Source organism: bacterium (assembly GCA_035308905.1).
In the GTDB taxonomy this organism is placed as follows: Bacteria; Sysuimicrobiota; Sysuimicrobiia; order Sysuimicrobiales; family Segetimicrobiaceae; genus DASSJF01.
Window position 1 is genome coordinate 77,583 of record DATGFS010000030.1, and the last position, 23,298, is coordinate 100,880.

The 23,298-nt window shown below is 71.3% G+C and carries 25 protein-coding genes and 1 pseudogene; 3 read left to right on the top strand and 23 right to left on the bottom strand.

Translation table 11 applies throughout. The features are described 5' to 3' along the window. Positions 1-8: 8 nt before the first annotated feature. From VKT83_08800 to VKT83_08835, 8 genes are all read right to left on the bottom strand, one after another. On the bottom strand, positions 9-422 hold the full coding sequence (locus VKT83_08800; protein HLY22552.1) for a PspC domain-containing protein: 414 nt from the start codon (positions 420-422) through the stop codon (positions 9-11). Positions 423-445: 23 nt separating this feature from the next. Further along, positions 446-1,327 carry a CoA ester lyase gene (locus VKT83_08805; GenBank protein ID HLY22553.1) on the bottom strand — a complete coding sequence of 294 codons (882 nt, stop codon included), beginning with the start codon at positions 1,325-1,327 and terminating at the stop codon, positions 446-448. Between the two features lie 28 nt (positions 1,328-1,355). After that, positions 1,356-2,663 carry a D-alanyl-D-alanine carboxypeptidase family protein gene (locus VKT83_08810; GenBank protein ID HLY22554.1) on the bottom strand — a complete coding sequence of 436 codons (1,308 nt, stop codon included), beginning with the start codon at positions 2,661-2,663 and terminating at the stop codon, positions 1,356-1,358. 4 nt (positions 2,664-2,667) lie between these two features. Then, positions 2,668-3,381, bottom strand: coding sequence for an SMC-Scp complex subunit ScpB (gene scpB, locus VKT83_08815; GenBank protein ID HLY22555.1), 714 nt, complete (start codon positions 3,379-3,381; stop codon positions 2,668-2,670). Next, positions 3,378-4,145 carry a segregation/condensation protein A gene (locus tag VKT83_08820; GenBank protein HLY22556.1) on the bottom strand — a complete coding sequence of 256 codons (768 nt, stop codon included), beginning with the start codon at positions 4,143-4,145 and terminating at the stop codon, positions 3,378-3,380. The genes scpB and VKT83_08820 overlap by 4 nt, the downstream gene beginning before the upstream one ends. Positions 4,146-4,285: 140 nt before the next feature. After that, positions 4,286-4,903 (bottom strand): site-2 protease family protein, encoded by a 618-nt coding sequence (locus VKT83_08825; GenBank protein ID HLY22557.1) that lies wholly within the window; start codon positions 4,901-4,903, stop codon positions 4,286-4,288. A 25-nt stretch (positions 4,904-4,928) separates the two neighbouring features. After that, entirely contained in the window at positions 4,929-6,260 is a 1,332-nt protein-coding gene (gene lysA, locus VKT83_08830) for a diaminopimelate decarboxylase (protein ID HLY22558.1), read from the bottom strand. Positions 6,261-6,390: 130 nt separating this feature from the next. Continuing rightward, positions 6,391-7,566, bottom strand: coding sequence for an acetyl-CoA C-acyltransferase (locus VKT83_08835; GenBank protein HLY22559.1), 1,176 nt, complete (start codon positions 7,564-7,566; stop codon positions 6,391-6,393). Positions 7,567-7,653: 87 nt separating this feature from the next. Here VKT83_08835 and VKT83_08840 point away from each other — a divergent pair, with 87 nt between their 5' ends. Then, a complete protein-coding gene (locus VKT83_08840) occupies positions 7,654-7,788 on the top strand; it encodes a DUF3096 domain-containing protein (protein ID HLY22560.1) in 135 nt (44 codons plus the stop codon). Positions 7,789-7,902: 114 nt separating this feature from the next. On the opposite strand, the pseudogene VKT83_08845 reads toward VKT83_08840, so the two are convergent. The 4 genes and pseudogenes from VKT83_08845 to VKT83_08860 form a co-directional block, all read right to left on the bottom strand. Beyond that, positions 7,903-8,607, bottom strand: a pseudogene (locus VKT83_08845) (tRNA (adenine-N1)-methyltransferase). A 34-nt stretch (positions 8,608-8,641) separates the two neighbouring features. Continuing rightward, positions 8,642-9,598, bottom strand: coding sequence for an ATP-binding protein (locus VKT83_08850; GenBank protein HLY22561.1), 957 nt, complete (start codon positions 9,596-9,598; stop codon positions 8,642-8,644). Then, positions 9,598-9,819 (bottom strand): MoaD/ThiS family protein, encoded by a 222-nt coding sequence (locus tag VKT83_08855; GenBank protein ID HLY22562.1) that lies wholly within the window; start codon positions 9,817-9,819, stop codon positions 9,598-9,600. The genes VKT83_08850 and VKT83_08855 overlap by 1 nt, the downstream gene beginning before the upstream one ends. Beyond that, positions 9,816-10,229, bottom strand: a complete 414-nt coding sequence (locus VKT83_08860; protein HLY22563.1) for a cobalamin B12-binding domain-containing protein — start codon at positions 10,227-10,229, stop codon at positions 9,816-9,818. The genes VKT83_08855 and VKT83_08860 overlap by 4 nt, the downstream gene beginning before the upstream one ends. 75 nt (positions 10,230-10,304) lie before the next feature. On the opposite strand from VKT83_08860, the gene VKT83_08865 reads away from it, so the two are divergent. Continuing rightward, a complete protein-coding gene (locus VKT83_08865) occupies positions 10,305-11,123 on the top strand; it encodes an MBL fold metallo-hydrolase (GenBank protein ID HLY22564.1) in 819 nt (272 codons plus the stop codon). Between the two features lie 97 nt (positions 11,124-11,220). On the opposite strand, the gene VKT83_08870 is transcribed toward VKT83_08865, so the two are convergent. The 8 genes from VKT83_08870 to VKT83_08905 form a co-directional block, all read right to left on the bottom strand. Then, complete coding sequence (locus VKT83_08870; protein ID HLY22565.1) at positions 11,221-11,703, bottom strand: hypothetical protein; 483 nt, start codon at positions 11,701-11,703, stop codon at positions 11,221-11,223. A 100-nt stretch (positions 11,704-11,803) separates the two neighbouring features. Then, on the bottom strand, positions 11,804-13,408 hold the full coding sequence (locus VKT83_08875; protein ID HLY22566.1) for a methylmalonyl-CoA mutase family protein: 1,605 nt from the start codon (positions 13,406-13,408) through the stop codon (positions 11,804-11,806). After that, positions 13,408-14,472 (bottom strand): electron transfer flavoprotein subunit alpha/FixB family protein, encoded by a 1,065-nt coding sequence (locus VKT83_08880; protein HLY22567.1) that lies wholly within the window; start codon positions 14,470-14,472, stop codon positions 13,408-13,410. Before VKT83_08880 ends, VKT83_08875 begins: the two co-directional genes overlap by 1 nt. Further along, positions 14,469-15,242, bottom strand: a complete 774-nt coding sequence (locus VKT83_08885) for an electron transfer flavoprotein subunit beta/FixA family protein (GenBank protein ID HLY22568.1) — start codon at positions 15,240-15,242, stop codon at positions 14,469-14,471. The genes VKT83_08880 and VKT83_08885 overlap by 4 nt, the downstream gene beginning before the upstream one ends. Further along, positions 15,239-16,387 carry an acyl-CoA dehydrogenase family protein gene (locus VKT83_08890; GenBank protein ID HLY22569.1) on the bottom strand — a complete coding sequence of 383 codons (1,149 nt, stop codon included), beginning with the start codon at positions 16,385-16,387 and terminating at the stop codon, positions 15,239-15,241. The genes VKT83_08885 and VKT83_08890 overlap by 4 nt, the downstream gene beginning before the upstream one ends. A gap of 52 nt (positions 16,388-16,439) precedes the next feature. Further along, positions 16,440-17,825 carry a serine hydrolase domain-containing protein gene (locus VKT83_08895; protein HLY22570.1) on the bottom strand — a complete coding sequence of 462 codons (1,386 nt, stop codon included), beginning with the start codon at positions 17,823-17,825 and terminating at the stop codon, positions 16,440-16,442. Next, a complete protein-coding gene (locus tag VKT83_08900) occupies positions 17,822-18,685 on the bottom strand; it encodes a 3-hydroxybutyryl-CoA dehydrogenase (GenBank protein HLY22571.1) in 864 nt (287 codons plus the stop codon). The genes VKT83_08895 and VKT83_08900 overlap by 4 nt, the downstream gene beginning before the upstream one ends. A gap of 51 nt (positions 18,686-18,736) precedes the next feature. After that, complete coding sequence (locus VKT83_08905) at positions 18,737-20,041, bottom strand: thymidine phosphorylase (GenBank protein ID HLY22572.1); 1,305 nt, start codon at positions 20,039-20,041, stop codon at positions 18,737-18,739. Positions 20,042-20,271: 230 nt separating this feature from the next. On the opposite strand from VKT83_08905, the gene VKT83_08910 reads away from it, so the two are divergent. Then, entirely contained in the window at positions 20,272-20,754 is a 483-nt protein-coding gene (locus VKT83_08910; GenBank protein ID HLY22573.1) for a GNAT family N-acetyltransferase, read from the top strand. Here the strand turns inward: VKT83_08910 and VKT83_08915 are convergent. From VKT83_08915 to VKT83_08925, 3 genes are read right to left on the bottom strand one after another with little or no spacing between them, the layout of a single operon-like run. Beyond that, positions 20,669-21,553, bottom strand: coding sequence for a purine-nucleoside phosphorylase (locus VKT83_08915; protein HLY22574.1), 885 nt, complete (start codon positions 21,551-21,553; stop codon positions 20,669-20,671). The genes VKT83_08910 and VKT83_08915 overlap by 86 nt on opposite strands. Beyond that, the gene (locus VKT83_08920) at positions 21,550-22,731 is read right to left on the bottom strand and encodes a phosphopentomutase (protein HLY22575.1); all 1,182 of its coding nucleotides are present in this window, start codon (positions 22,729-22,731) and stop codon (positions 21,550-21,552) included. Before VKT83_08920 ends, VKT83_08915 begins: the two co-directional genes overlap by 4 nt. Continuing rightward, positions 22,728-23,270, bottom strand: coding sequence for an NUDIX hydrolase (locus VKT83_08925; GenBank protein ID HLY22576.1), 543 nt, complete (start codon positions 23,268-23,270; stop codon positions 22,728-22,730). Before VKT83_08925 ends, VKT83_08920 begins: the two co-directional genes overlap by 4 nt. Positions 23,271-23,298 lie beyond the last annotated feature (28 nt).

Here is a 23,298-nt window from a genome sequence, read left to right on the forward strand (position 1 = left end):
GCCGGGCTCTACCGCCGCGACTCGCGCATCAGGAGCAGCACGAGCCCGCCGAGGATCAGCACAATCGGAAAGACCTGGTCCTGCACGATCGGGATGAACAGGTGCAGGTTGCGCAAAAACAAATAGGCGCCGCCGAAGATGAGGAGCCACCCCAGCATCCGCATCCGGCGGCCCTCGTGGGACGCCGGCGCGCCCCCCGGCGCCGGCGGCACGGCCCCCGGGTCGGCGATCTGCTCGATCGGCTCCTCCGGGACGATCAGCACCGTGACGAGATAGAGCAGCACCCCGAGTCCGTTCCACGCCGCCAGCACCACAAACCCCAGCCGGATCGGGTTGCTGTCGACGCCGAAATAGCGGCCGAGGCCGCCGCAGACGCCGGCGATCCAGTAGTCCGTGCGGGATCGGTACAGCCGCGGCCGCATCTACGGGGCGCCGGGCCCGGGGATCACGTCTCGGCGCGGCCGGCACGCGCCAGCACGCGCTGCGCCCGCACGGCGACAGGCCGGTCCACCATGGCGCCGTCCACCACGACGATGCCCGATCCCGCCGCCTCCGCCTGCTCGAAGGCGTCGACGATACGGCGCGCCTTCGCGATCTCGTCCGCGGCCGGAGCGAGCACGCGGTGTACGGGCGCGATTTGGGCCGGGTGAATGACGGTTTTGCCGGTATACCCGAGCCGGCGCGCCTCGGCGGTGTCGGCGGCGAGCCCCGCGCCGTCGCGGAAATCGGCGAAGATGCCGTCGATCGCCTCCACACCGGCCGCGTGCGCCGCGAGGCTGACCGCGGTCCGCGCCGGGGCGAGCTCGGTCCCTTCGCGGGTCCGCGGCAGGCCGGCGTCCGCGGTGAAGTCTTCGGCCCCGAAGACGACCCCCCACGCCCGCGGGGACTCCCGGGCGACCGCCGCCGCGTTCAGCACGCCCCGCGCGGTTTCGACGAGGGCGAGAATCTTGAGACGGCCGCGCGGCAGCCCGAGCCGGTCTTCCACGGCGAGCAGGCGCGCCGCGAGCGCCTGGACGTCGGCCGGCGACTCGCATTTCGGCAGGCACACGCCGTCCATCCGGGCGCGCGCCGCGCCGCGAAGATCGGCGTCCAGGAGGCCGGAGCCGGTGCTGTTGACGCGTACGAAGACCACCAGATGCTCCGGCAGCGAACCGTCGAGGGCGGCGGCGACCGTCCGCCGGGCGGCGTCTTTCTCGCCGGGCGCGACGCCGTCTTCGAGATCCAGAATGACGGCGTCGGCGCCCGCGGCGGCCGCCTTGGCGATCATCTCACGGCGGTGCCCCGGGACGAAGAGGAGGCTGCGCAGCACCCAGGCGGAGTCGGTCACTCACCCCACCCTATCGTATGAAATCGTGCTAGAGGATCGCGGCTCCCAGGATGGATCCCACCGCGTGTCCGATCCAGTCGACGAACTGTTCGATCCCGGTACGCTCGGTCGTCACGTCCTCGGCCGCCACGAGCGGCGAGACGCCGACGAGCCGGCCGCCGGCGGAGAACACGACTTCGCCGATCCGGTCGCCCCGGCGGAGGGGGGTGTTCAGGTCCGTGGCCAGGCTGACACGGCGAACGACGTTCTCCCCAGGCGTCGTGACGGCGGTCACGTCGCTCGCAACGATCCCGACCACAGCGCGCTTCGAGGCGGGCAGCTCGACGACGGCGAGGCTTTCACCGGCGCGGGCCAGCGTCGTCGGGTGGAAGTGCGCGAAGCCGTACGACAGAAGCCGCGTCGCATCCCCCCACATGTCGCGGGTATGCAGGACGACCGCGATCAGACGCCACCCTCCGTGAGTCGCGGAGGCGACCAGGGTGAGCCCGCTCTCGTCCACGTACCCCGTCTTCACGCCGTCGGCGCCGGGATAGCGGGCGAGCAGTCTGTTGTGGTTGTAGAGGACGCGCGGCGCGTACCCGGCCGGCTGGAACGTCCACTTCTTCGTCCGCACGATCTCCGCGATCGTCGGATTGCGCAGGGCGGCGCGCGTGATCACCGTGAGATCGTACGCCGTCGTGTAGTTGTCCGGCGTGTACAGGCCGTGCGGCGAGCCGAAATGGGTCTGGGTCGCGCCGAGCCGCCGGGCCTCCGCGTTCATCCTGGCGACAAACGCGTTCACCGTGCCGGCGGTGCCCTCCGCGATGGCGAGGGCCACGTCGTTTCCGGACGGCAGCAACAGGGCGTACAGCAGATCGTGCAGCGGAATGCGCGCGCCCTCGGGCAGGCCGACGACCGAGCCGTCGCGGAAGTGCGCCGCCTGCGGGCTGATGGTGATCAGGGTGGACAGCGGCGTCGACTCGGCGGCGACCAGCGCGGTCATGATCTTGGTCGTGCTGGCCGGGGGCCAGATCAGATGGGGGTTGTGTCCATAGAGCACCTGACCGGACCGGCCGTCGACCAGGATGGCGGCGGTCGCGGTCACGCGCACCGGCGCCGTTGATGCTACTTGATAGCGGATCGACGGAACGTCCCAGGGCCGGTAGGCCGGTTGGCTGACCGACAAGATCAGCGGCAGCACCGCCGGCGCGGGGGTGGACGCCGGGCCGGTCGTAACGACGCGTCCCGGCAGGCCGGCGGTCAACGGCGGCTCCAGCGGACCGGTGGACCCCGCGGTCACGCCGATGACCAGAGCCGCGGTCATCGCGAGCGCGGCGAGCCGGCGGGCCGTGGTCACAGACCTAGGGTGCCGTGGGCGGGAGCGTCGGCGTTCCATTACCATTCCCGGCCGCGGGCAGCGCCGCGATATCCCTCAGACCGAAGTAGCGTAGAAATCCCTCCGTGGTCCCGTACAGAATCGGCCGCCCCGGACCGGGCCGCCGGCCGATCTCGCGGATCAGCCGCCGATCCTGCAATTTTATCAGATGATGCACCGATTGCACGCCTCGTACGACATCGACTTCGGCCCGGGTGACAGGCTGCCGGTACGCGACGATCGCCAGCACCTCGAGCGTCGCACGGGTCAGCGGGTCCAGTTCGTCGAGCCGCAGCAGGCGCTGGACGTGCGCGCCGTACTCCGGCCGCGTGCACAGCTGATAGCCGCCGGCCACTTCCTGAATCTGCAGCCCGCGACCGCCGTACTCGACGGTCAGCGCGGCCAGCGTCGCGCGGATTTCCGGCTCCGGGATATCCAGTACTTTCTTGATTTCCCCGATCTTGAGGATGCCCCCACGCGCGAGGAGCAGGCACTCGATAATGTTGCGCGCCTCGACCGGTTCGCCCGCCCGGCCCGCGGAGCGCGCCGGACCGTCCGAGGCCGCCCCGTCTGTCGCGGGACCTCCGGCCGCTCCGAGGCCTCCTGCCGGGATGTGATGCGGCGATTCCACCGAGACCGATCCCCCGGTGGCGCGGCGGCCGTTGCCCCCGAACCCGTTGGTGTGGCCGGCGGCGCTCATCGCGGCTCCACCCCCGTCCCGGCATCTTTGGCCGGTGCCGCGGTCCCACGAGCTTGCACCAGAACGATCTCGATCTCGTCAAACGCCTTCGACTGCCGCGCGCGGATCCGCCGCGACTTGATGAGCTCGAGCAACGCCAGAAACGTGACAATGATCTCCAGCCGGCTCGCGCCGGTCCGGAACAGCGTGCCGAACAGGACGGTTCCCCCGGCGACGTCGAGCGCGCGGACGACCGCCGCCATCTTCTGCTCGACCGTGAACTGCTCGCCTGCGATCTCCTTCGGGGCGTCTTTGGCCCGGTGCAGGACCTGGTTGAAGGCGGTGAAGAGGTCCTCGATGGTGACCCCGTCGAGGAGCACCTCATCGCCGAGGTCGGCCGCGGCCGTGGGATGGCCGAAGATCTGGCCCTGCACCTGCTCGAGGTGCCGCAGCGCCTGCGCGGCCTCGCGAAACTGCAGATATTCCGCCATTTGCGCGCCCAGGCGGTCCCGGAGATCGCCGGCCGCCTCTTCCACGGGCGGCGGAGCCTCCGCGGGCGGCGCCTTCGGGACCAGCGTGCGGGCCTTCAGGTCCGCCAGGACGGCCAGGTGCACGAGGACGTCGGTCGCTTCATCGAGCGCGGGATTGACACGCGCCTGCTCCCGGTACGTTTCGGCGAGCCGGCGGAGCGGGACGCGCGAGAGATCGATCTGACCGCGGTGGGCGAGACTGACGAGCAGATCAATGGGGCCTTCGAAGACCTCGCACTGCACGTGGTAGGCCACGTCCGTTCCTCCATCCGCTGCTGCAACGAGTCGGTGCTGCGTCCTCTGCTGCGTCGAAAAGCCCGTCGGTGACCCCGAGCAGTGGTTCCGCCGCATATTCGAGGTTCCCGGCGGCGTTCCTGCCCCGGTCGCGGCCGGTTCTAGAGCCCCGGCAGGCCGCCGGTCGAGGCGTGATAGAGCCAGCGCGCGGCCGGCAGCATGATCCGGCCCACCACCCCGGTGTAGAGCAGCACCAGCAGCAGGAGCGTCCCGTATGGCTGCAGCCTCGAGTAGGTCAGCGCCTGACGGCCGACCAACAGAGACTCCAAAATTCGCGAGCCGTCGAGGGGCGGAATCGGAATCAGGTTGAAAAGCGCGAGAATGACATTGATCCAAATGAGGGCCGACAGGACCTCCGCAGCCAGCGGGCCGCCGGGCAGGTCCGGCACCTTGAGCAGCGCGCCCACCACGAAGGCGAGCGTGATGTTCGCGAGCGGGCCGGCGAGCGCCACCTGCAGCATGCCGCGGCGCGGATCGGCGAAATGGCGCGGGTTGACCGGCACGGGGCGCGCCCAGCCGAACCCGAACACCACGAAGAACAACGTCCCCAGCAGGTCGAGATGGACGAGCGGATTGAGACTCAGCCGTCCGAGCGCCCGCGGCGTGGGATCCCCGAGCCGGTCGGCGACGAAGGCGTGGGCGAATTCGTGGAAGGTCGCCGCGACCAGCACCGCCGCGAGCGTGATCGCGATCCCGAGCGGATCGCCGAACCCAAGCACCGGCGCGGCGGAGGGCTGCGGCGCCCTACGGGGCGAGCGGCCGGTCGTGCGCCAGCAGATCGTCGATCGTCTCGCCGGCGACGACGACGCGGGACCGCCCGTCGCGCACGAAGACGATCGGCGGGCGCGGGTAGCGGTTGTAGTTGCTGGCCATCGAGTAGTTGTAGGCGCCCGTGCTGAACACCGCGAGGAGGTCGCCCGGGCGCGGCCGCGGCAGGTGCGACTCCCAAATCAGCACGTCGCCGGACTCGCAGCACCGGCCCGCCACGGTCACCTTCTCGGCCGCCGGCTCCCCGAGGCGGTCCGCGAGCACCGCCTGATATCGCGCCTGATAGAGCGCCGGGCGCGGGTTCTCGTACATGCCGCCGTCCACCGACACGTAGGTGCGCACGCCGGTGATCGTCTTGACCGCGCCGACCGTGTAGAGGGTCATCCCCGCGTCGCCGACGATGGACCGGCCCGGCTCCACCATGAGAAGCGGCAGCGGGAGCCGGTGTTCCTCCGCGCGCCGGCGCACGACCCCCGCCAGCGCGTTCACGTACGCGTCGATCGCCGGCGGCTCGTCCGCCGGCAGGTAGCGGATCCCGAGGCCGCCGCCGAGGTCGAGCTCGTCCACCGGCGCCTGATGGTCGCGCGCCATCCACGCGGCGAAATCCATCATCGCCTCCGCGGCGCGGACGAGCGGGTCGAGATCCATGACCTGCGATCCGATGTGGCAGTGCAGACCGCGCAGCCGGATGCCCGGCAGCGCGAGCGTGCGCGCCACGGCCTCCCGGGCGGTGCCGTCGACGACGCCGAATCCAAACTTGCTGTCGACGCCGCCCGTCTGAATGGCGTGGTGGGTGTGCGGCTCGATGCCGGGCGTGAGACGCAGCAGGACGTCCGCGGTGCGGCCCGTGCCCCGCGTCAGCCCGTCGAGCAGCTCCAGGTCGTAGAAATTGTCCACGACGATCCGCCCCACCCCGCGCTCGAGCGCGAGCCGCATCTCGTCGGGTGTCTTGTTGCTGCCGTGCAGGAGGAGATCGGCGGCCGGCACGCCGGCGCGCAGGGCGGTATGGATCTCGCCGGCCGACACGACGTCGACCGCGAGGCCCTCGTCGTAGGCCAGCCGGCACGTCGCGACGCAGCACAGCGCCTTGCTGGCGAAGATCGGGCGCGAGCGCGGGTAGGCGGCGCGCAGGGCGGTGACGTAGGCGCGGCAGTTCGCCCGCAGGCGCGCCTCGTCCATGACGTACACGGGGGTGCCGTGCTCGCGCGCGAGCTCCGCGGCCGGCACCCCGCCTACGACGAGCCGATGGTGCTGCACGTCGCCGAGCAGGACGTCCTGGCCGATCGTGGTCGTCGACACCCCGTCCACGCGCTTCTTCCCTCCGAGCCCCGGCGCTCTGTGGTCCTCCGATAAACAACCGCCGGCCCCAAGACTGGAGCCGGCGCCGCCGAAACACACGATATCACGCGCCGCGAGGGCGTGTCAAATTGCGCCTCCGTCAGGCGCGCTCCACGGCGAGCGCGACCGCTTCGCCGCCGCCGAGGCAGACCGCGGCGACGCCGCGCTTCGCGCCGCGCTCCGCCATCGCGTTGAGCAACGTTACGAGGATCCGCGCTCCGCTCGCCCCGACCGGGTGGCCGAGCGCCACGGCGCCGCCGTGGACGTTGACCCGGTCGAGATCGATGCCCGCCTCGCGCGTCACCGCCAGCACGACGGCGGCGTAGGCCTCGTTGATCTCGTAGAGATCCACGCCGTCCGCGGACCAGCCGACTTTGGCCAGCAGTTTCTGGATGGCGCCGACCGGCGCGATCGTGAACCACTCCGGCGCGCGGGCGGACACCGCCTGGCCGACGACCCGGGCCAGCGGCTTGGCCCCCATTTTCCGCGCGGCGTCGGCCGACGCGAGGATCAGCGCCGCTCCGCCGTCGCTGATCGAGGACGCGTTGGCGACGGTCACGGTGCCGTCCCGCTCGAACACCGGCGGCAGCGACGAGAGCTTCTCCGGCTGGAAGCGGCGGGGTTCCTCATCCTCGGCCACCGTTTTGGGCGCACGCCCGTTGGCCACTTCGACCGCGACCGTCTCCCGCCGGAAGTGCCCCGAGTCGAGCGCCTCGAGCGCGCGAGTGTAGGACCGCCGCGCGTATTCGTCCTGCGCCTCCCGCGAGATCCGGTACTCGCGCGCCAGCAGCTCGCAGCAGCTGCCCATGTGCTGGTCGGTGTAGGCGTCCCACAACCCGTCGCGGATCATCGTGTCCACGAGCTGTCCGTGGCCGATCCGGTAGCCCGTGCGCGCCTTGTCCAACAGATACGGCGCCGCGCTCATGTTCTCCATGCCGCCGGCGACGATGATCTCGGCGTCGCCGGCCTGGATCGCCTGCGTGCCGAGCATCGCCGCTTTGAGCCCCGAGCCGCACATCTTGTTGACGGTCGTCGCGGGGACGGTGTTGGGCAGCCCGCCGTAGATCGAGGCTTGGCGTGCCGGAGCCTGGCCGACGCCGGCGGCGAGGATGATGCCCATGTAGACTTCGTCGACCTGATCCGGCGGGACCGCCGCCCGGCGCACGGCTTCGGCGATCGCCGCGGCGCCCAGACGCGGCGCCGGCACGGCCGCGAGCGCGCCTTGAAAGCGGCCGATCGGGGTCCGGACTGCGCTCAGGATCACCACATCACGCATGGCCGCCACCCGCCCTCTGGGTAAGTAGAAGCGTGTACGCCGCGCACCTTGGCGTCCCGGAGGGACACCGTGCCGCACGAGACCGTTGTGACGTTCGCCCGGCTCTCACCGCTCGTCGCCCTCATCGCGGGTATTCTCATCTTGCTTATCCCGCGGCTCCTCAACTACATCGTCGCGCTCTATCTCATCGTGGTCGGCCTGATCGGCCTCCTCGGACGATAACGCCGCCGCGCGGGCCATGATGCCCGAGGGATCGGCGCCGGGCTCCACCCGGCGCGCCGTCACGAGGAAGCCGGTGTGGGCGACCATGCGGTGAGCCGGCCGGACGCTGCGCCCGTCGACGTTCCAGGGTCGCAGTAGGATCTCGACGGTCTCGATGAGCCCGAACGTCCCCGCGGCGCGCAGGGTCTCCGCGATCTGCATCACCTGAGGGACGGTCGGCAGGTAACTGAGGAAAATTCCGCCCGAGAGGAGCGCGCCCTCGGCCTGCGGCACCATCCGCCAGGGCTCCGGCAGGTCGAGGACCACGCGGTCGACCGGCGCGTCGTCGGGAAGGACGCCGTCGGCGAGATCCCGCCGCCGCAGCACGAGCGACCGGGTCTCCCCGAGATAGCGGGTGATGTTGCGCTCGGCGACGCGCGCGAAATCCTCGCGCAGTTCATAGCTTACGACGCGGCCCTCCGGCCCCACCGCACGGACCAAGGCCATCGTCAGCGAGCCGGATCCGGTCCCGGCCTCGAGGACGCGCGCCCCCGGAAACACGTCGGCCGCCACGATGATCGCGCCGAGATCCTTGGGATAGACGACCTGGGCGCCCCGCGGCATCTCGAGCACGAACTCGCCGAGGGTCGGCCGCAGCACGAGGAACCGCTCGCCCCGAGTCGACCGGATCGTTCCGCCTTCGGTCCGTCCCAGCAGGTCGTCGTGCGCGACCCGGCCGCCCCGCAGGTCGCTGGTGCCGCCGCGCCGGAGCGTGATCATGTAGCGGCGCCGCCGGCGGTCGTAGAGGACGACGGAATCGCCTTCGGCGAGCCCCCTCATGCCGGCCGATCGCCCGGGGCGAACTGGCCGGCCACTATGACGTTGAAGCGGGCGAGATCGCGGCCGCGCCGGCCCGCCGGAGGCGCATGCGTTCCGCCGCGCGCTCCGTCATGCGGCAGAACGCGCAGACCTCCCCGGTCGTGGGCTGTCCGCAGTGGAGGCAGGCGCGAAGGTCGACGTTGTCCTGTCCCTGAACAAGCGGCCGCCCGCGCTCGAGGAACCCCCAGTACAGGCTCTGCTTGGTGCCGGGCGCCGCCTGCTCGAGGACGTTGAGCGCCTCTTTATATAGAAGGCTGCGGGCGCCGACGCTGTTCGGGCACTCGTCGAGGATATAGTCGATGCCCCGGATGATCGCGTAGGCGGCGGTTTCCCGCTCGGCGATCCGGAAGAACGGCTTGACCTTCCGGACGAGGGCGGGATGCGTGCTGTCGAGCACCGGCGCCTGCCGGGCGAGATACTCGGTCTGCCAGTGCAGCAGGTTGCCGAGCAGCACCGCCGCCTCGTCGTCGAGGTTGTGCCCGGTGGCCACGACCGTGAACCCGCCGTCGCGCGCGACCTTGTTGAACAAGTACCGCTTGCTGAGACCGCAGGCCGAGCAACTGACGCGTCCCGTCGCCCGCGCGAACGCCTCCACGCCCATGCCGTAGGTCGCGGGGATATCCGCGAGCACCAGTTCGGCCTGTTGGGCCTCGGCGTACGCGACGGACTTGCGCTGCGACTCCGCCGAGTACTCGCCGATGCCCAGATTGATGTACAGGCCGGTCGTCTGGTAGCCGAGACGGCGCAGGACGTCCCAGAGGGCGAGACTGTCCTTCCCGCCGGAGACCGCCACGAGGACCCGGTCGTCGCGCGTGAACATGCGCTCATGCTCGATCGCGCGGGCGACCTGCCGCTCGAAGAACTCGAGAAAGTGCTCGTTGCAGAACGCGGTGTGGTGGCGGCGGATCTCGACCGTCGCCCCCGCGGTGCACTTCTCTTTCTGACAGCGCATCAGGCGATGCCTCCCGTACGCGCCGAACTGCCGCCGGAGACGACCGGCCGCAGCTCCACGGTGTCTTCGTCGGCGACGCGGGCGTCGTGGGTGAGCAGCGTGGCGCCGCGGATGACCAGCACGGACTCCGGGTTGATGCCGAGCTCGACGAGGAGCTCGCGGACGCGGCGGGCCCCTTGGACCTCGACCTCGCGCTTCTGGTGGCGGATCAGCACTTTCATGCCGCGACGCCCCGCGGCTTGACGTTGTCCCGCACCCAGGCCACGATGCGCTCGAGCGTCGTCCCGGGCGTGAACACCGCGGCGATGCCGGCGGCTTCCAGGCCGGCCATGTCCTCGTCGGGAATGATCCCGCCGGCGAAGACCTTGTCGTCCCCCGCGCCCTGCGCGCGCAGCAGCTCCACGATCTTCGGCAGCAGCACGTTGTGCGCGCCGGAGAGGATGCTGAGCCCGATCGCGTCGACGTCCTCCTGGATCGCCGCGGTCGCGATCATCTCCGGGGTCTGGTGCAGTCCGGTGTAGATAACCTCGAAGCCCGCGTCCCGGAGCGCCCGCGCGACGACCTTGGCCCCGCGATCGTGGCCGTCGAGCCCGGGCTTCGCGACGAGAATCCGAATGCGCGCCTGTGTCACGCCGTTATTATCCCATGTTTCGGCGGGGAACGGGACGGGGAGGTCCCGTGGCAGACAGGCCGCGAACCTGCCCGCATGCCCGCCTACATCTGCGTCACCTGCGGCGTCCAGCACGGCGAGCGGCCCGAGCCGCCCGCGTCGTGCCCGATCTGCGAAGACGAGCGCCAGTTCGTAAACCCGCGGGGACAGGCCTGGACGACGCCGGAGGCCCTCCGCCGGTCCCACCGCAGCGTCCTCCGGGCCGAGGAGCCCGGCTTGATCGGCATCGGGATGGAGCCGTCGTTTGCGATCGGGCAGCGCGCGCTGCTCGTGCGGACCCCGGAGGGCAACGTGCTGTGGGACTGCACGAGCCTTCTCGACGGCGCCGTGGTCGAGGCCATCGCGGCGATGGGGGGACTGGCGGCGATCGCGATCTCGCACCCGCACTTCTACGCGGCGATGGTCGACTGGAGCCGCGCGTTCGGGCGCGTGCCGATTTATCTGGCCGAGGCGGACCGCCGGTACGTGATGCGGCCCGATCCGGTGATCGAGTTCTGGGACGGCGACCGCCGGGCGCTGCCGGGCGGCCTTATGCTGGTGCGCTGCGGCGGCCACTTCCGCGGGTCGACGGTGCTGCACTGGCCCGCGGGGGCCGGCGAGCGCGGCGCGCTGCTGACGGGCGACACCATTCAGGCCGTCCCCGACCGGCAGGCCGTGAGCTTCATGTATTCCTATCCGAACTATATCCCGCTGCCCGCCCAGACGGTGCAGCGTATCGCCGGGGCGGTCGAGCGCCTGGAGTTCGATCGGATCTACGGAGGCTGGTTCGACCGGAGCGTACCGTCCGGCGCCAAGGCGGCGGTCGCGCGTTCGGCGGCGCGGTACGTGCGCGCCCTCGGGACGGCGCCCGCGTAACGGCGGCCGGTCGCGAGGTCGGCGGTGAATATGACGAGGCCGCGGCGTTCCGCCGCGGCCTCGTCTACGTGTCCGCTTCGAGCGGTCCCGGTCGAGCCTACATCCCGGTTTGGGCGTCTACGATGAGCCGTGTCTGCAGCCCGGGCGGGAGGCCGTTCGCCCGTGCCCACGCCCCTACCAGCGCGGACCAATCGTTGCGGGAGAAAAGTAGCCCCCTGATCTCCCCCGCGCTCACCTGCACCCGCGCGTCCCACGTCGGCACCTGCGAGGTCCACGCGTAGACCACCGCGCGCCCCGCGAGGGTGGTTCCGTCGAACCGGCAGATCCGGAGACACGCGTACGTGCCGGTGGCAAATGGACGGCCGTAGACCGCGAGGGTCCAGACGCCGCCCGAGTAGGTACCGCCGGCGGCCACCCCGCCGAACGTTCCCGAGATCGTGCCCGATGGACGAGCGCCGGAGTACGAGGCCCCGGTCAGTGTGAGATTGTACGAGAGCGGCGTTTGGGCGGCCGCGGGCCTCGGCGACACGATGCCGGTCGCCAGCATGGCCGCCAGTGCGACAACGAGAACGGATCTCACCCCGAAGACACCTGCCCTTCCGGACCGGCGGCGCCGGTCCGTTCTTGCGCGACACAGCGCGCAAAGGGCATTTTACCCAGCGCGGAAGTAATCTGTTAGGCTACAAGACCGCCTGCTCGCGGTACTCTCCGTAGGCCTGCCGGAACACGTCGCAGATCTCGCCGATGGTCACGCGGGCGCGCACGGCGTCCACGATCGCCGGCATCGTGTTGCCCCCGGCGTCGGTCACGCGCCGGAGGGCATCGAGCGCCCGCCGCGCGGCGGCCTGATCGCGCGTGACGCGGATCCGGCGCACGCGCTCGATCTGCCGGCGCTCGACTTCGGGATCGATCCGCAACTGCGGGATCGGCACCGTGGCGTGGTCGGCGAACTCGTTGACCCCGACGATCGCCTTCTCGCGCCGCTCGATCTGCTGTTGGTACCGGTAACTCGCCTCGGCGATCTCGCGCATCGGGTACCCCTGCTCGATCGCCGGCAGCATCCCGCCCATCTCGTCGATCGTCCGGATGTAGGCGGCCGCGTCCGCTTCGACGCGGTCCGTCAGCGCCTCGATGAAATAGGCGCCGCCGGCCGGATCGACGGTGTTGGTCACCCCGGTCTCGTGCGCGATGATCTGCTGAGTCCGCAGCGCCAGCGTCGCGGCTTCTTCCGTCGGCAGCGCGTAGGTCTCGTCGAGCGAGTTCGTGTGCAGCGACTGGCAGCCCCCGAGCACCGCGGCGAGCGCCTGGAGCGCGGTCCGGACGATGTTGTTCTGCGGCTGCTGCGCGGTCAGGCTCACGCCGGCCGTCTGCGCGTGCGTCCGCAGCGTGAGCGACCGGGGGTTGCGCGCGCGGAACCGCTCCCGCATCAACCGGGCCCACATCCGGCGGGCGGCGCGGAACTTGGCAATCTCTTCGAAGAAATCGCTGTGGACGTCGAAGAAAAACGACAGCCGCGGCGCGAACGCGTCCACCTCGAGCCCGGCGTCGATGCCTGCCTGCACGTACGCGATCCCATCGGCGAGCGTGAAGGCGAGCTCCTGGACCGCGGTGGCGCCCGCTTCCCGTATGTGGTAGCCGCTGATGCTGATCGTGTTCCAGCGCGGCAGCTCCCGCGTGCCGTACACCATGAGATCTTGAATGAGCTTCATGCTCGGGCGCGGCGGGACAATCCACTCCTTCTGCGCGATGAACTCCTTCAGGATGTCGGTCTGCGTCGTCCCGCCCAGCGTCGCCGGGCTGAGGCCGCGCGCCGTCGCCACCGCCACGTACATCGCGAGCAGCACGTTCGCGGGGGCGTTGATCGTCATCGAGGTGGTGACCTCGTCGAGCGGCAGGTCGCGCAGCAGGAGGTCCATGTCCTCGACGCTGTCGATCGCGACGCCTTCGCGCCCCACCTCTCCCAGCGAGCGCGGGTGGTCGGAGTCGTAGCCCATGAGGGTCGGCATGTCGAAGGCGGTGGAGAGGCCCGTCTGGCCCTGCCGCAGGAGGTAGTGAAAGCGCGCGTTCGTGTCCTCGGCCGACCCGAACCCCGCGAACATCCGCATCGTCCACAGCCGCCCGCGGTACATGGTGGCGTGGATGCCGCGGGTGTACGGATACTTCCCGGGGGCGCCGAGGTCGCGCGCCGGGTCGTCCTGCGCGAGGTCGTCCGCGGTGTACAGCCGTTTGATCTCGAGATTCGAGATCGTGCTGAACTGGGCCGCGCGTTCGCCGTGCTCCGCCATCAGCCGCCGGCCGTTCGCCCCGCGCCGTCCCGCCCCGCGGAGCCGGGGTCAGACGGGGCCGTGCGGCCCCCGTCCGTGGCCGCCCCCTTGAGCTTCCGGACCTCTTCGGTCAGGAGCGGCAGGATCTCGAAGACGTCGCCCACCACGCCGTAGGTCGCGATGCCGAAGATCGGAGCCTGCGGGTCCTTGTTGATCGCGACGATACAGCGCGACCCGGACATGCCGGCGAGGTGCTGCGGCGCACCGGAGATGCCGCAGGCGATGTACAGCTGGGGATTGACGGTTTTGCCCGTCTGGCCGATCTCGTAATCGTGCGGGACCCACCCGGAATCGACCGGCGGCCGGCTCGAACCCACCGCGGCGCCGAGGATCCCGGCGAGCTTGTCGAGCAGAGCGAAGTTCTCCGGGCCCCGGAGCCCGCGCCCTCCCGAGACGATAATGTCGGCCTCGGTCAGCGGCACCGTCTCGCGCTTGATCGCCGAGACCTCGATGACGCGCGTGCGGATCGACCCCGGGTCGAGGCCGACGGGAACGGTCCGCACCTCGGCGGACCGGCCCGCCTCCGCGGGCGCGGGCGGGTAGATGTTCGGCAGCACCACCGCGATTCGCATCCCATCGCCGTAGGCGACCCGCGCGATCGCCTTGCGGGTCATGACCGGTCGCGTGGCGACCACCCGCTCGTCCTCGACCGCGACCGACGCGCAGTCGGTCACGATGCCTGCGTCGAGGCGCGCGGCGAGCCGCGGCGCCAGATCGCGGCCCGCGGCCGTGCTGCCGACGAGCACCAGCCCCGGCGCGGCGCCGGCGAGCAGTGAGCCCACGACCTGCGCGTGCGCGTCCGTCGTGTACGGCTCGAGCAGCGGCGACTCGGCGACGTGGACCACGTGGGCGCCGTGGGCGGCCAGATCGTCGGCCAGGGCGGCGATGCCCCGTCCGGCGGCGACGGCGTGGACCTTCATCGGCCCGGCCAGCGTCTTGGCCAGGCCCAGGAGCTCGTAGGTGATCTTGCGCGGACGGCCGCCCGCGTGCTCGGCGATGACCCAGACGTCGGAGGCCGCGCTCACAGCACCTTCGCCTCCTCGCGCAGCGCGCGGACGAGATCGTGGACGACTGCCGCCGGCTCGCCCTCCAGGCGCCGTCCGGCCTGCCGCTTGGGGGGCGGGGTCAATCCCAGCAGCTCGACGTGCGCGGGCGGTGGCGCGGTGATCCCGAGGTCCGCGAGGGTGCGCACGGTCACGGGGGTCCGCTTCGCCCGCATGATGCCGGGAAGCGACGGATAGCGCGCCTCGTTGATCCCGCGCTCGACTGTGATGACGGCCGGCAGCGTCACCTCGAGGACCTCGACGGCCCCCTCGACCTCGCGGTGCGCGGTGGCGTTGCCGTCGCCCAGGTCCAACTTGGTGACCGCGGTCGCCTGCGGCAGCCCGAGGAACTCCGCGAGGGCCGGCCCCACGATCGCCGCGTTGTCGTCGGTCGAGAGTTTCCCGCACAGCACGAGGTCGCACGGCACGGACTTGATCGCCGCCGCCAGCACCCGGGCCGTGCCGATGTGATCGAGCGAGGCGAGCGCCGGCTCCTGAATGTGGATCGCCGCGTCGGCCCCCATCGCCAGACCGGTACGCAGGGCTTCGACCGCCCGCGCCGGCCCGGCCGTCACGAGCGTCACGGTGCCGCCGAAGCGCTCCTTGATCCGCAGCGCCTCCTCGACGCCGTGCTCGTCATAGAAGTTGAGGACGAAATTGAGCCCGCTCTCCTCGATGCCCCGCCCGTCGGCGCGGATCCGGATCGGGACCTCGGTGTCGGGAACGTGCTTGACGCAGACAACGATGTTCACGCCTGCCCTCCGCCGAGGACGCTCCGAGCGATCACGAGCCGCTGGATCTCGGACGTTCCCTCGTACAATTCGGTGATCTTGGCGTCGCGAAAATGCCGTTCGACCGGGTAGTCTTGAATATACCCGTACCCTCCGAAGATCTGCACCGCCTGGGTCGCCGCCCACATCGCCGTCTCGGAGGCGAACAGCTTGGCGATCGATGCCTCGAGCGTGTGGCGCCGGCCCTGGTCGCGGATCCACGCGGCCCGGTACATGAGGAGCCGGCCGGCCTGAATCCGCGTCGCCATGTCCGCGATCTTCCACTGCGTCGCCTGGAAGTCCGCGATCGTTCGCCCGAACTGCCGGCGCTCTTTCGCGTAGGCGACGGCATCTTCCATGGCGGCACGGGCGATGCCGAGGGCCTGCGCGGCGATCCCGATCCGGCCGCCGTCGAGCGTGGCCATCGCGACCGTGAAGCCCTTCCCTTCTTCGCCGAGCAGGCGGGCCGCGGGAAGCCGGCAGTCTTGTAAGACGATCTCACACGTGCTGCTGGCGTGAATCCCGAGTTTGTGCTCGATCTTGCCGACGCTGAGCCCGGGGTCGCCGCGCTCGGCGATGAAGGCGCTGATCCCGCGCGCTCCCTCCCCGCCGGTCCGGGCGTAGATGATCAGCACGTCGGCCTCGACGCCGTTCGTGACGAAGATCTTGGTGCCGTTCAGCACCCAGTGATCGCCGTCGCGCCGGGCCGTGGCGCGCAGCGCCGCCGCGTCCGATCCGGCGGTGGGCTCGGTGAGACAGTAGCACCCCAGCTTCCGGCCCCGCGCCAGTTCGGTGAGATACGTCCGCTTCTGCGCCTCCGTCCCGAAGGCGAAGATCGGAAAGCAGTCGAGCGAGTTGTTGACCGAGAGCACCGCCGCGAGCGCGGCCTCGGCGCGGGCGACCTCCTCGAGGACGACGGCGTAGGAGACCGTGTCCATCCCGCCGCCCCCGTACTCCTCGGGGATGAAGACGCCCATGAGGCCCATCTCGCCCAGCTCGCGCAAGAGCTCCCGCGGATAGGCGCCGCGGCGGTCCATCTCCGCGGCGATCGGCAGCAGGCGCGTCGTGGCCCACTCCCGCACCGTGGTCTGCACCAAGCGATGCTCTTCGTTCAGGGTGAATTCCATCGCACCTTTCGTTCGTGGCGGCCGCGACCCGAACCTACGTGCTGTATTTCTCCTACCTCGTCCGCCGGATGATGCGGAGGCCGTAGGCCGCCGCGCGGGCCCGCGGCGCCCCGTCCATCTGAAAGTGCAGGTACTGCTCCGCGCCGCGCGGGCTCACGACAAACGCGTCGGGCCCCACCGCGCGCGCCGTCAGCGGCTCGCCGTCGACCTCGACCAGGAGACGGCCGTCCGCGGCCCGGACGCGCAGCACCATGCCTTCGCCTGAGCGATACTCGCCCGCGTAGGCCGCGAGGCGCTCCGGCGCGCAGACGTAGTCGGGATAGGCGATCGCCGGCGTCTCCGGCGGAGCGCCCTGGAGGACGTTCAGCAGGCCGTGGGCGATCGTGCGGACCGGCGCGTCCGCGAGGTTGGCGAGGACCGCGACGGCGAGCCCGTGCGCGGGTACCAGGGCGACGTGCGCCGAGATACTGCGACGGCCGCCCCCGTGCTCGACGAGCGCGCCGCCCCGGTAGTCGGGCAGGACGGCGAGGCCGTAGCCGTAGCCCTGCCCCGGCGCGATCGCGATGTGCGCGCGGGTCATGGCGGCGACCGCGCGTTCCGACAGAATCCGCCGGCCGCCGGCGACACCGCCTGTACGGTAGAGCGTCAGGTAATGCAGGAGGTCCGTGGCGGTGGCGCAGATGCCGCCGGCGGGGTTCCAGACCTCGGAGTACCACCAGGTCCGCGCCGGGACGGCGCCGCGCGTCCCGTTGCCGGTCCGCGCCACATACGGCGTCGTGACGCCGTCCAACGGCTCCGACGCCGGTCCAAACGTCGTGTGCGCGAGCCCGGCAGGGCCGATGACCTCCTCGGTCACGAAGCGCGCATACGGCCGGCCGCTCACCCGCGCGATGATCTCGCCCAGCAGGGCGTACCCTTCGTTGCAGTAGCTGAACTGGGCGCCGGGCGGCCCGAGCGGCATCCAGTCGCTCTCGGCGAGGTAGGCCATCAAATCGCCGGCGGTCGCGAACGGCGGGCGGTCCTCGACGCGCACCGGCGGGGGAGGGCCGTCCGGATCCTCGCGGGCGCTCGCGCCGAAGGCGTACCAGCGCGACGGAAGGGGCGGAAACCCGGGGGTGTGCGTCAGGAAGTGGTGAATCCTGATCGCCGCGGCGTCGCCGCGCGGCACCCGGAACTCCGGCAGATAGTGGACCACCGGGTCGTCCACGGAGAGCCGGTGCTCGTCCGCGAGCCGCATGATCGCCGCCGCGGTGAAGGACTTGGTGACCGAAGCCACGCCGAAGATCGTCTCGGGCCCGGCGGGGACCGCGCGCTCGAGGTCCGCCGCCCCGAATCCGCGCGCGTAGACGACGGCGTCGTTCCGGGCCGCCGCGGCCGCGGCCCCGGGCACCCCGGAGCGCGCCAGCAGGTCCTCCGCGTAGGCCTCGAACGTCTTCACCGGCGCCCCTCGGGATACTCGTAGAATCCCCGTCCGGTCTTGCGTCCGTGGTACCCGGCCAGCACCATCTTGCGCATGAGCGGCGGCGCCGCGTACCGCGCGTCCTTGAACTCCTGATACATCGCCTCGGCGATGTAGTAGGTCGTGTCGATGCCGACGAAATCGAGCAAGGTGAGCGGCCCCATCGGATGGTTGAGGCCGAGCTGGACCGCGGTGTCGATGTCTTCCCGGGTCGCGACGCCCAGCTCGAGCGCGCGCACCGCGTCCAGCAGATACGGCACCAGCAGCAGATTGACGATGAAGCCGGGCGAGTCTTTGCAGACGACGACGGTCTTGCCGAGCGCCTCGCAGAAGGCCCGCGCCGCACCGAGCGTCTCGTCCGACGTCAGGAACCCGCGCACGAGTTCCACCGGCTTCATCACCGGGACCGGATTGAAGAAATGCATGCCGATAAACCGGTCGCCCCGGCGCGTCACCGACGCCATCTCGGTGATGCTGAGGGAACTTGTGTTGCTGGCGAACACCGTCCCCGGCGGGCACAGCCGGTCGAGCTGCGTGTAGAGCGCCTTCTTCGCGTCCATCAACTCCACGATCGCCTCGATGACGAGGTCGCACCCCGCCAGATCCGGAAGGCGCGTCGTTCCGCGCACGCGCTTCCGGGCGGCGTCCCGGTCCGCGGCGGAGAGCTTGCCGCGTTCCACGCCCCGGCCGAGCGACCGATCGAGGCGGTCGAGCCCCCGGGCGAGCAGGTCGTCGGAGACTTCGCGGACGACGACGTCGTAGCCGGTCCTGGCGCAGACCTCCACAATCCCCGAGCCCATGAGCCCGAAGCCGGCGACGCCGATTGTTCGAAACGCCACGGTGCACCTCCCCGCGTTTCCGCGTGCCGCACCGGCGGCACGCCGTCGGCGCTACGCGATGACGTCCAGCACGAGGGACGGCGCGCCCTGCGCCTCCGGCCCGATGCGATACGCGTCGAGGATCCGGCGGCCGGCCTCGGCCGTCCGCGCTTCGTCGGCCGCCCGCAGCCGCACGAGCGCCTCGCCCCGGCGCACGGCGTGACCGGTTTTCCGCTCGAGAATGATCCCCGCCGCGGGATCGATCCGGTCGCCGGCCTTCGACCGGCCCGCTCCGAGCGCGATCGCCGCGTACCCGATTGCTTCCGCGTCGATGCCGGTGACAAAGCCGTCGGCCGGCGAGGCCACCGGCCGCTCCACCTTCGCCCGCGGAAGCCGCTCCGGGTGCTCGACGACCTCGGGATCCCCGCCCTGCGCCTCGACCATCGCGGCCAGCGTTCGGGCGCCGTCGCCGCTCGCAAGGGCGCTCTCGAGGCGCGCGCGGGCGCCGGCGGCGTCGGCCGCCACGCCCGCGAGGACGAGCATCTGCGCCCCGAGCGCCAACGAGAGCTCTTTGAGGTCGTCGGGACCTTCGCCGCGCAGCGTGCGGATCGCCTCTTCGACCTCGACGGCGTTGCCCACCGTCCGGCCGAGCGGCTGCTCCATGCTGCTCAGGACCGCGGCGGTGCGGCGGCCGGCGGCCCGCCCGATCTCCACCATGGCCGCGGCCAGCGCCCGCGATTCGGCGGCGGTCTTCATGAACGCGCCGCTGCCGGTTTTGACGTCCAGCACGATCGCCCGGCTGCCGGAGGCGATCTTCTTGCTCATCACGCTCGAAGCGATGAGGGCGACGCTGTCGACGGTCGCGGTGCGGTCGCGCAGCGCGTACAGCCGTTTGTCCGCCGGCACGAGCTTCGCCGACTGGCCGGCGATCGCGCACCCGACGCGGTTGACCTGCGCGACGAGCGCGCGGGGCTCGAGCTCGACGCGCAGGCCCGGAATGGCCTCGAGCTTGTCGAGCGTCCCGCCGGTGTGGCCGAGGGCGCGCCCGGACAACTTGGCGACGCGCGCGCCGGCGCTGGCCGCGAGCGGCACGACGACCAGCGACGTCTTATCGCCGACGCCGCCGGTGCTGTGCTTGTCGACCGTCGGGCCGGCGATGCCGCTGAGATCGAGCGTCTCCCCGCTCTCGACCATCGCCCGGGTGAGTGCCGCCGTCTCGGCCGCGGAGAGGCCCTTGAAGTAGACCGCCATCAGAAACGCCGCCATCTCGGCGTCCGAGACGTCGCCGCGGACGAACGCGCCGACAAACTCCCGGACCGTCTCCGGCGCGAGGGCCTCGCCGTCCCGTTTCGCTCGGATGACGTCGTACGCTCGCATCGTCGAACGTTCTTACCCTTGGCGCCGGACAAAACCTCCGGGCAGGAGGCGCATCTTTAGTCCGCGCCGCAGGCCCAGGTGCGCGTCGCGTCGAACCGACGGCCGTTTGCGACTCGAGTGATGCAGGACCCTGGCTCCGGGAGGACATCGCTATCGCGCGCGCGGCCGACGTCCCGATCACCGTTCGACCCGCCTCCGCCCGGGAATTCCCCATCGTTTGGACGCTGTTGATGGGCCTCGCCGTGTACGAACGGCGGCGCCGGCAGGTCGAGGCGACGCCCGCGCGGCTGCGCCGGCACGGGTCCGGGCGGCGGCCCTACTTCAGGGCGCTGATCTGCCGCCGCGGCGCGACGCCCGTCGGGGTGGCAATCTACCTCATGACCTACTCGACGTTCGCGGGCCGGCCGACGCTGTACATCGAGGATATTTTCGTGCTGCCGCGCGAGCGCGGACACGGCGCCGGGCAGGCGATGATGCGCGCGCTCGCCCGCATCGCCGTGCGCACCGGCTGCGGGCGGATGGCGTGGAGCGTGCTGCGCTGGAACACGCCGGCGATCAGGTTCTACCGGCGGCTCGGCGCGCACAAGGTCAGCGCGTGGGCGTCGATGGGCCTCGGGACGGACGAGATCAGGCGTCTTGCCGCGTCCGCCTCGGCACGCGCCCGACGTCCCCGTCGCCGGGGAGGTCGCGCACGATCCTTCGCACGAGGCTGACGAAACGGGGGCCGACCGCCGCGGCCGCCGCCAGAACGTCCTGGTGCGAAAGGGTCCCCTCCCCCCCGGCCGCCGCATTGGTGATCGCCGCGATACCGAGCACGCGCATGCCGGCGTGCCGCGCCGCGATCGCCTCGAGCACCGTCGACATGCCCACCGCGTCCGCTCCGAAGGCGCGAAGCATCCGAATTTCCGCCGGCGTCTCGTAGGACGGACCCATCACCCCGGCATACACGCCGGCGCGCAGCGGCGTCCGGTCCGCCCGCGCCGCGGCCTCGGCCAGCCTCCGCAGCGATGCATCGTAGACCTGCGACATGTCCGGGAACCGGGGCCCGAGGCGGTCGTCGTTCGGACCGACGAGCGGATTCGTGCCGGTGAAGTTGATGTGATCGGTGAGCAGCATGAGGTCGCCGCGCCGAAACGCCGGGTTCAACGCGCCCGCCGCGTTGCTCAGGATGAGCGCCGAGGTACCGAGCGCCGCGAGCAGCCGCACGGGAAAGACGACCTCCCGCGCTGTGTAGCCTTCATATAGATGCGCGCGGCCGCGAAGCGCCGCGACCGGCCGCTCCTCGAGCCGGCCCAGCACCAATTCGCCCGCGTGGCCCTCGGCGGTCGGCACCGGAAAGTGCGGAATCGTCCGGTACGGCACGACGGCCTCGGCCTCGATCTCCTCGGCCAGGCCGCCGAGGCCGCTGCCGAGCACGATGCCGCAGCCCGGCGCGATCCGGGCGTGCGCCCGCACCACCGCAACCGCTTCGTCAAGCGCCGCCCGCCCCGGATCCGGCTCGGACCCCGTCACGCCCGGAGCACCTGGTCGAGGAAGCTCGTGCCGGCGCCGGTCCCGGAAGCGCCGAGCGCCTCGGCGACCGTGGCGCCGACGTCGGCGAACGTGCGCCGGACGCCGAGGTCCACGCCGCCCCGAATCCCGGGACCGGCGGCGAGCAGCGGCACGACCTCCCGCGAATGATCCGTACTGCTCGTGGTCGGATCGTTGCCGTGGTCCGCGGTGATCACGAGGAGATCCGTTGGACCGAGGCGCCGGCACACCTCGTCGAGCCTGGCGTCGATGCGCTCGAGGTCGGCGCCGTAGCCTTTCGGGTCGTTCCGGTGGCCGTACTGCGTATCCAGATCGACGAGGTTCGTGAAGACGAATCCGCGGTCGAGGCCGTCGAGCGCCCGCACCGTTTGTGCGAGCCCGTCCATGTCATCGTGCGTGTGCACGGCCGCGGTGACGCCGCGTCCGGCGAAGAGGTCCGGGATCTTGCCGACGCCCACCACGGCCACGCCGGCGGCCGCGAGGAGGTCGAGCACCGTGTCCCGCGGCGGCGGCACCGAGAAGTCCCGCCGGCGGTCGGTCCGGACAAACCGCCCCGGCTCGCCGACAAACGGGCGGGCGATGACCCGGCTGACCGCGTGGGGGCCGGTGAGAATGGCCCGCGCCGTCTCGCACATGCGGTAGAGCTCGTCGATCGGGATGACCGATTCATGCGCCGCGATCTGGAAGACGCTGTCGGCGGAGGTGTAGACGATGGGCCGCCCCGTGCGCATGTGCTCGTCGCCCAACTCCGCGATGATGACCGTGCCCGACGCCGGCCGGTTGCCGAGGACCCGGCGGCCGATCCGCGATTCGAACTCGTTGATGACCTCGGGCGGGAAGCCGTGCGGGTACGTCGGAAAGGGCCGGTCGAGGACGAGCCCCATCAGCTCCCAATGACCGGTCGTACTGTCCTTACCGGCCGAGACCTCGGTCAGAATGCCGAAGGCCCCCTCCGGATGCTCGGCCGGCGGAACGCCGGCGATCTCGGCGAGGCGGCCCAGGCCGAAACGTCCCAGCACGGGGAGCCGCAGTCCGCCGCAGGCGGCCGCGGTGTGCGGCAGCGTGCTCGAGCCCTCGTCGCCGTAGCGGGCCGCGTCCGGGGCCGGCCCGATTCCGCAGCTGTCGAGCACCAGCACCACCACGCGGGCGCAGCGGCTCACGCCGTCGGCACGCCGAATCGTTCCGCCGCGAGCAGGATGCCGACGATCGACTTCGCGTCGCGGATCTCGCCGGTCGCGACGAGGCGCCGCGCGACGGCGAGCGGGACGCGGTGCACCGTAAGATCCTCTTCCTCCCGCTCCGCCGTCGCGGGATGCAGATCCTCCGCGAGAAACAGATGCATCTCTTCGTTGGAGAAACCGGGAGCCGGATAGAACGTCGCGAGCCGCTCCCACGCGTGCGCGGCGTAGCCGGCTTCTTCGGCGAGCTCGCGCCGCGCGCAGGCTTCCGGGGTCTCGGGCGGTTCGATCGTCCCGGCGGGAATTTCGAACAGCATCCGGCCGACCGCGTGCCGTGTCTGTTGGACCAGCACGATCTCCCGGTCGGGGAGCATCGCGACCATCGCCACCGCGCCGGGATGCTCCACCACTTCCAGCGCCCACCGGCGGCCGCCGGCGTTCTCCATCTCGTCCACGCGCACCGAAAAGGCGCGGCCGGCGAACACCCGGCGGCTGCCGAGCACGCGCGCGCCGCCCGTCATCCCGCCTCGAGCATTCGCCGAAGGGATG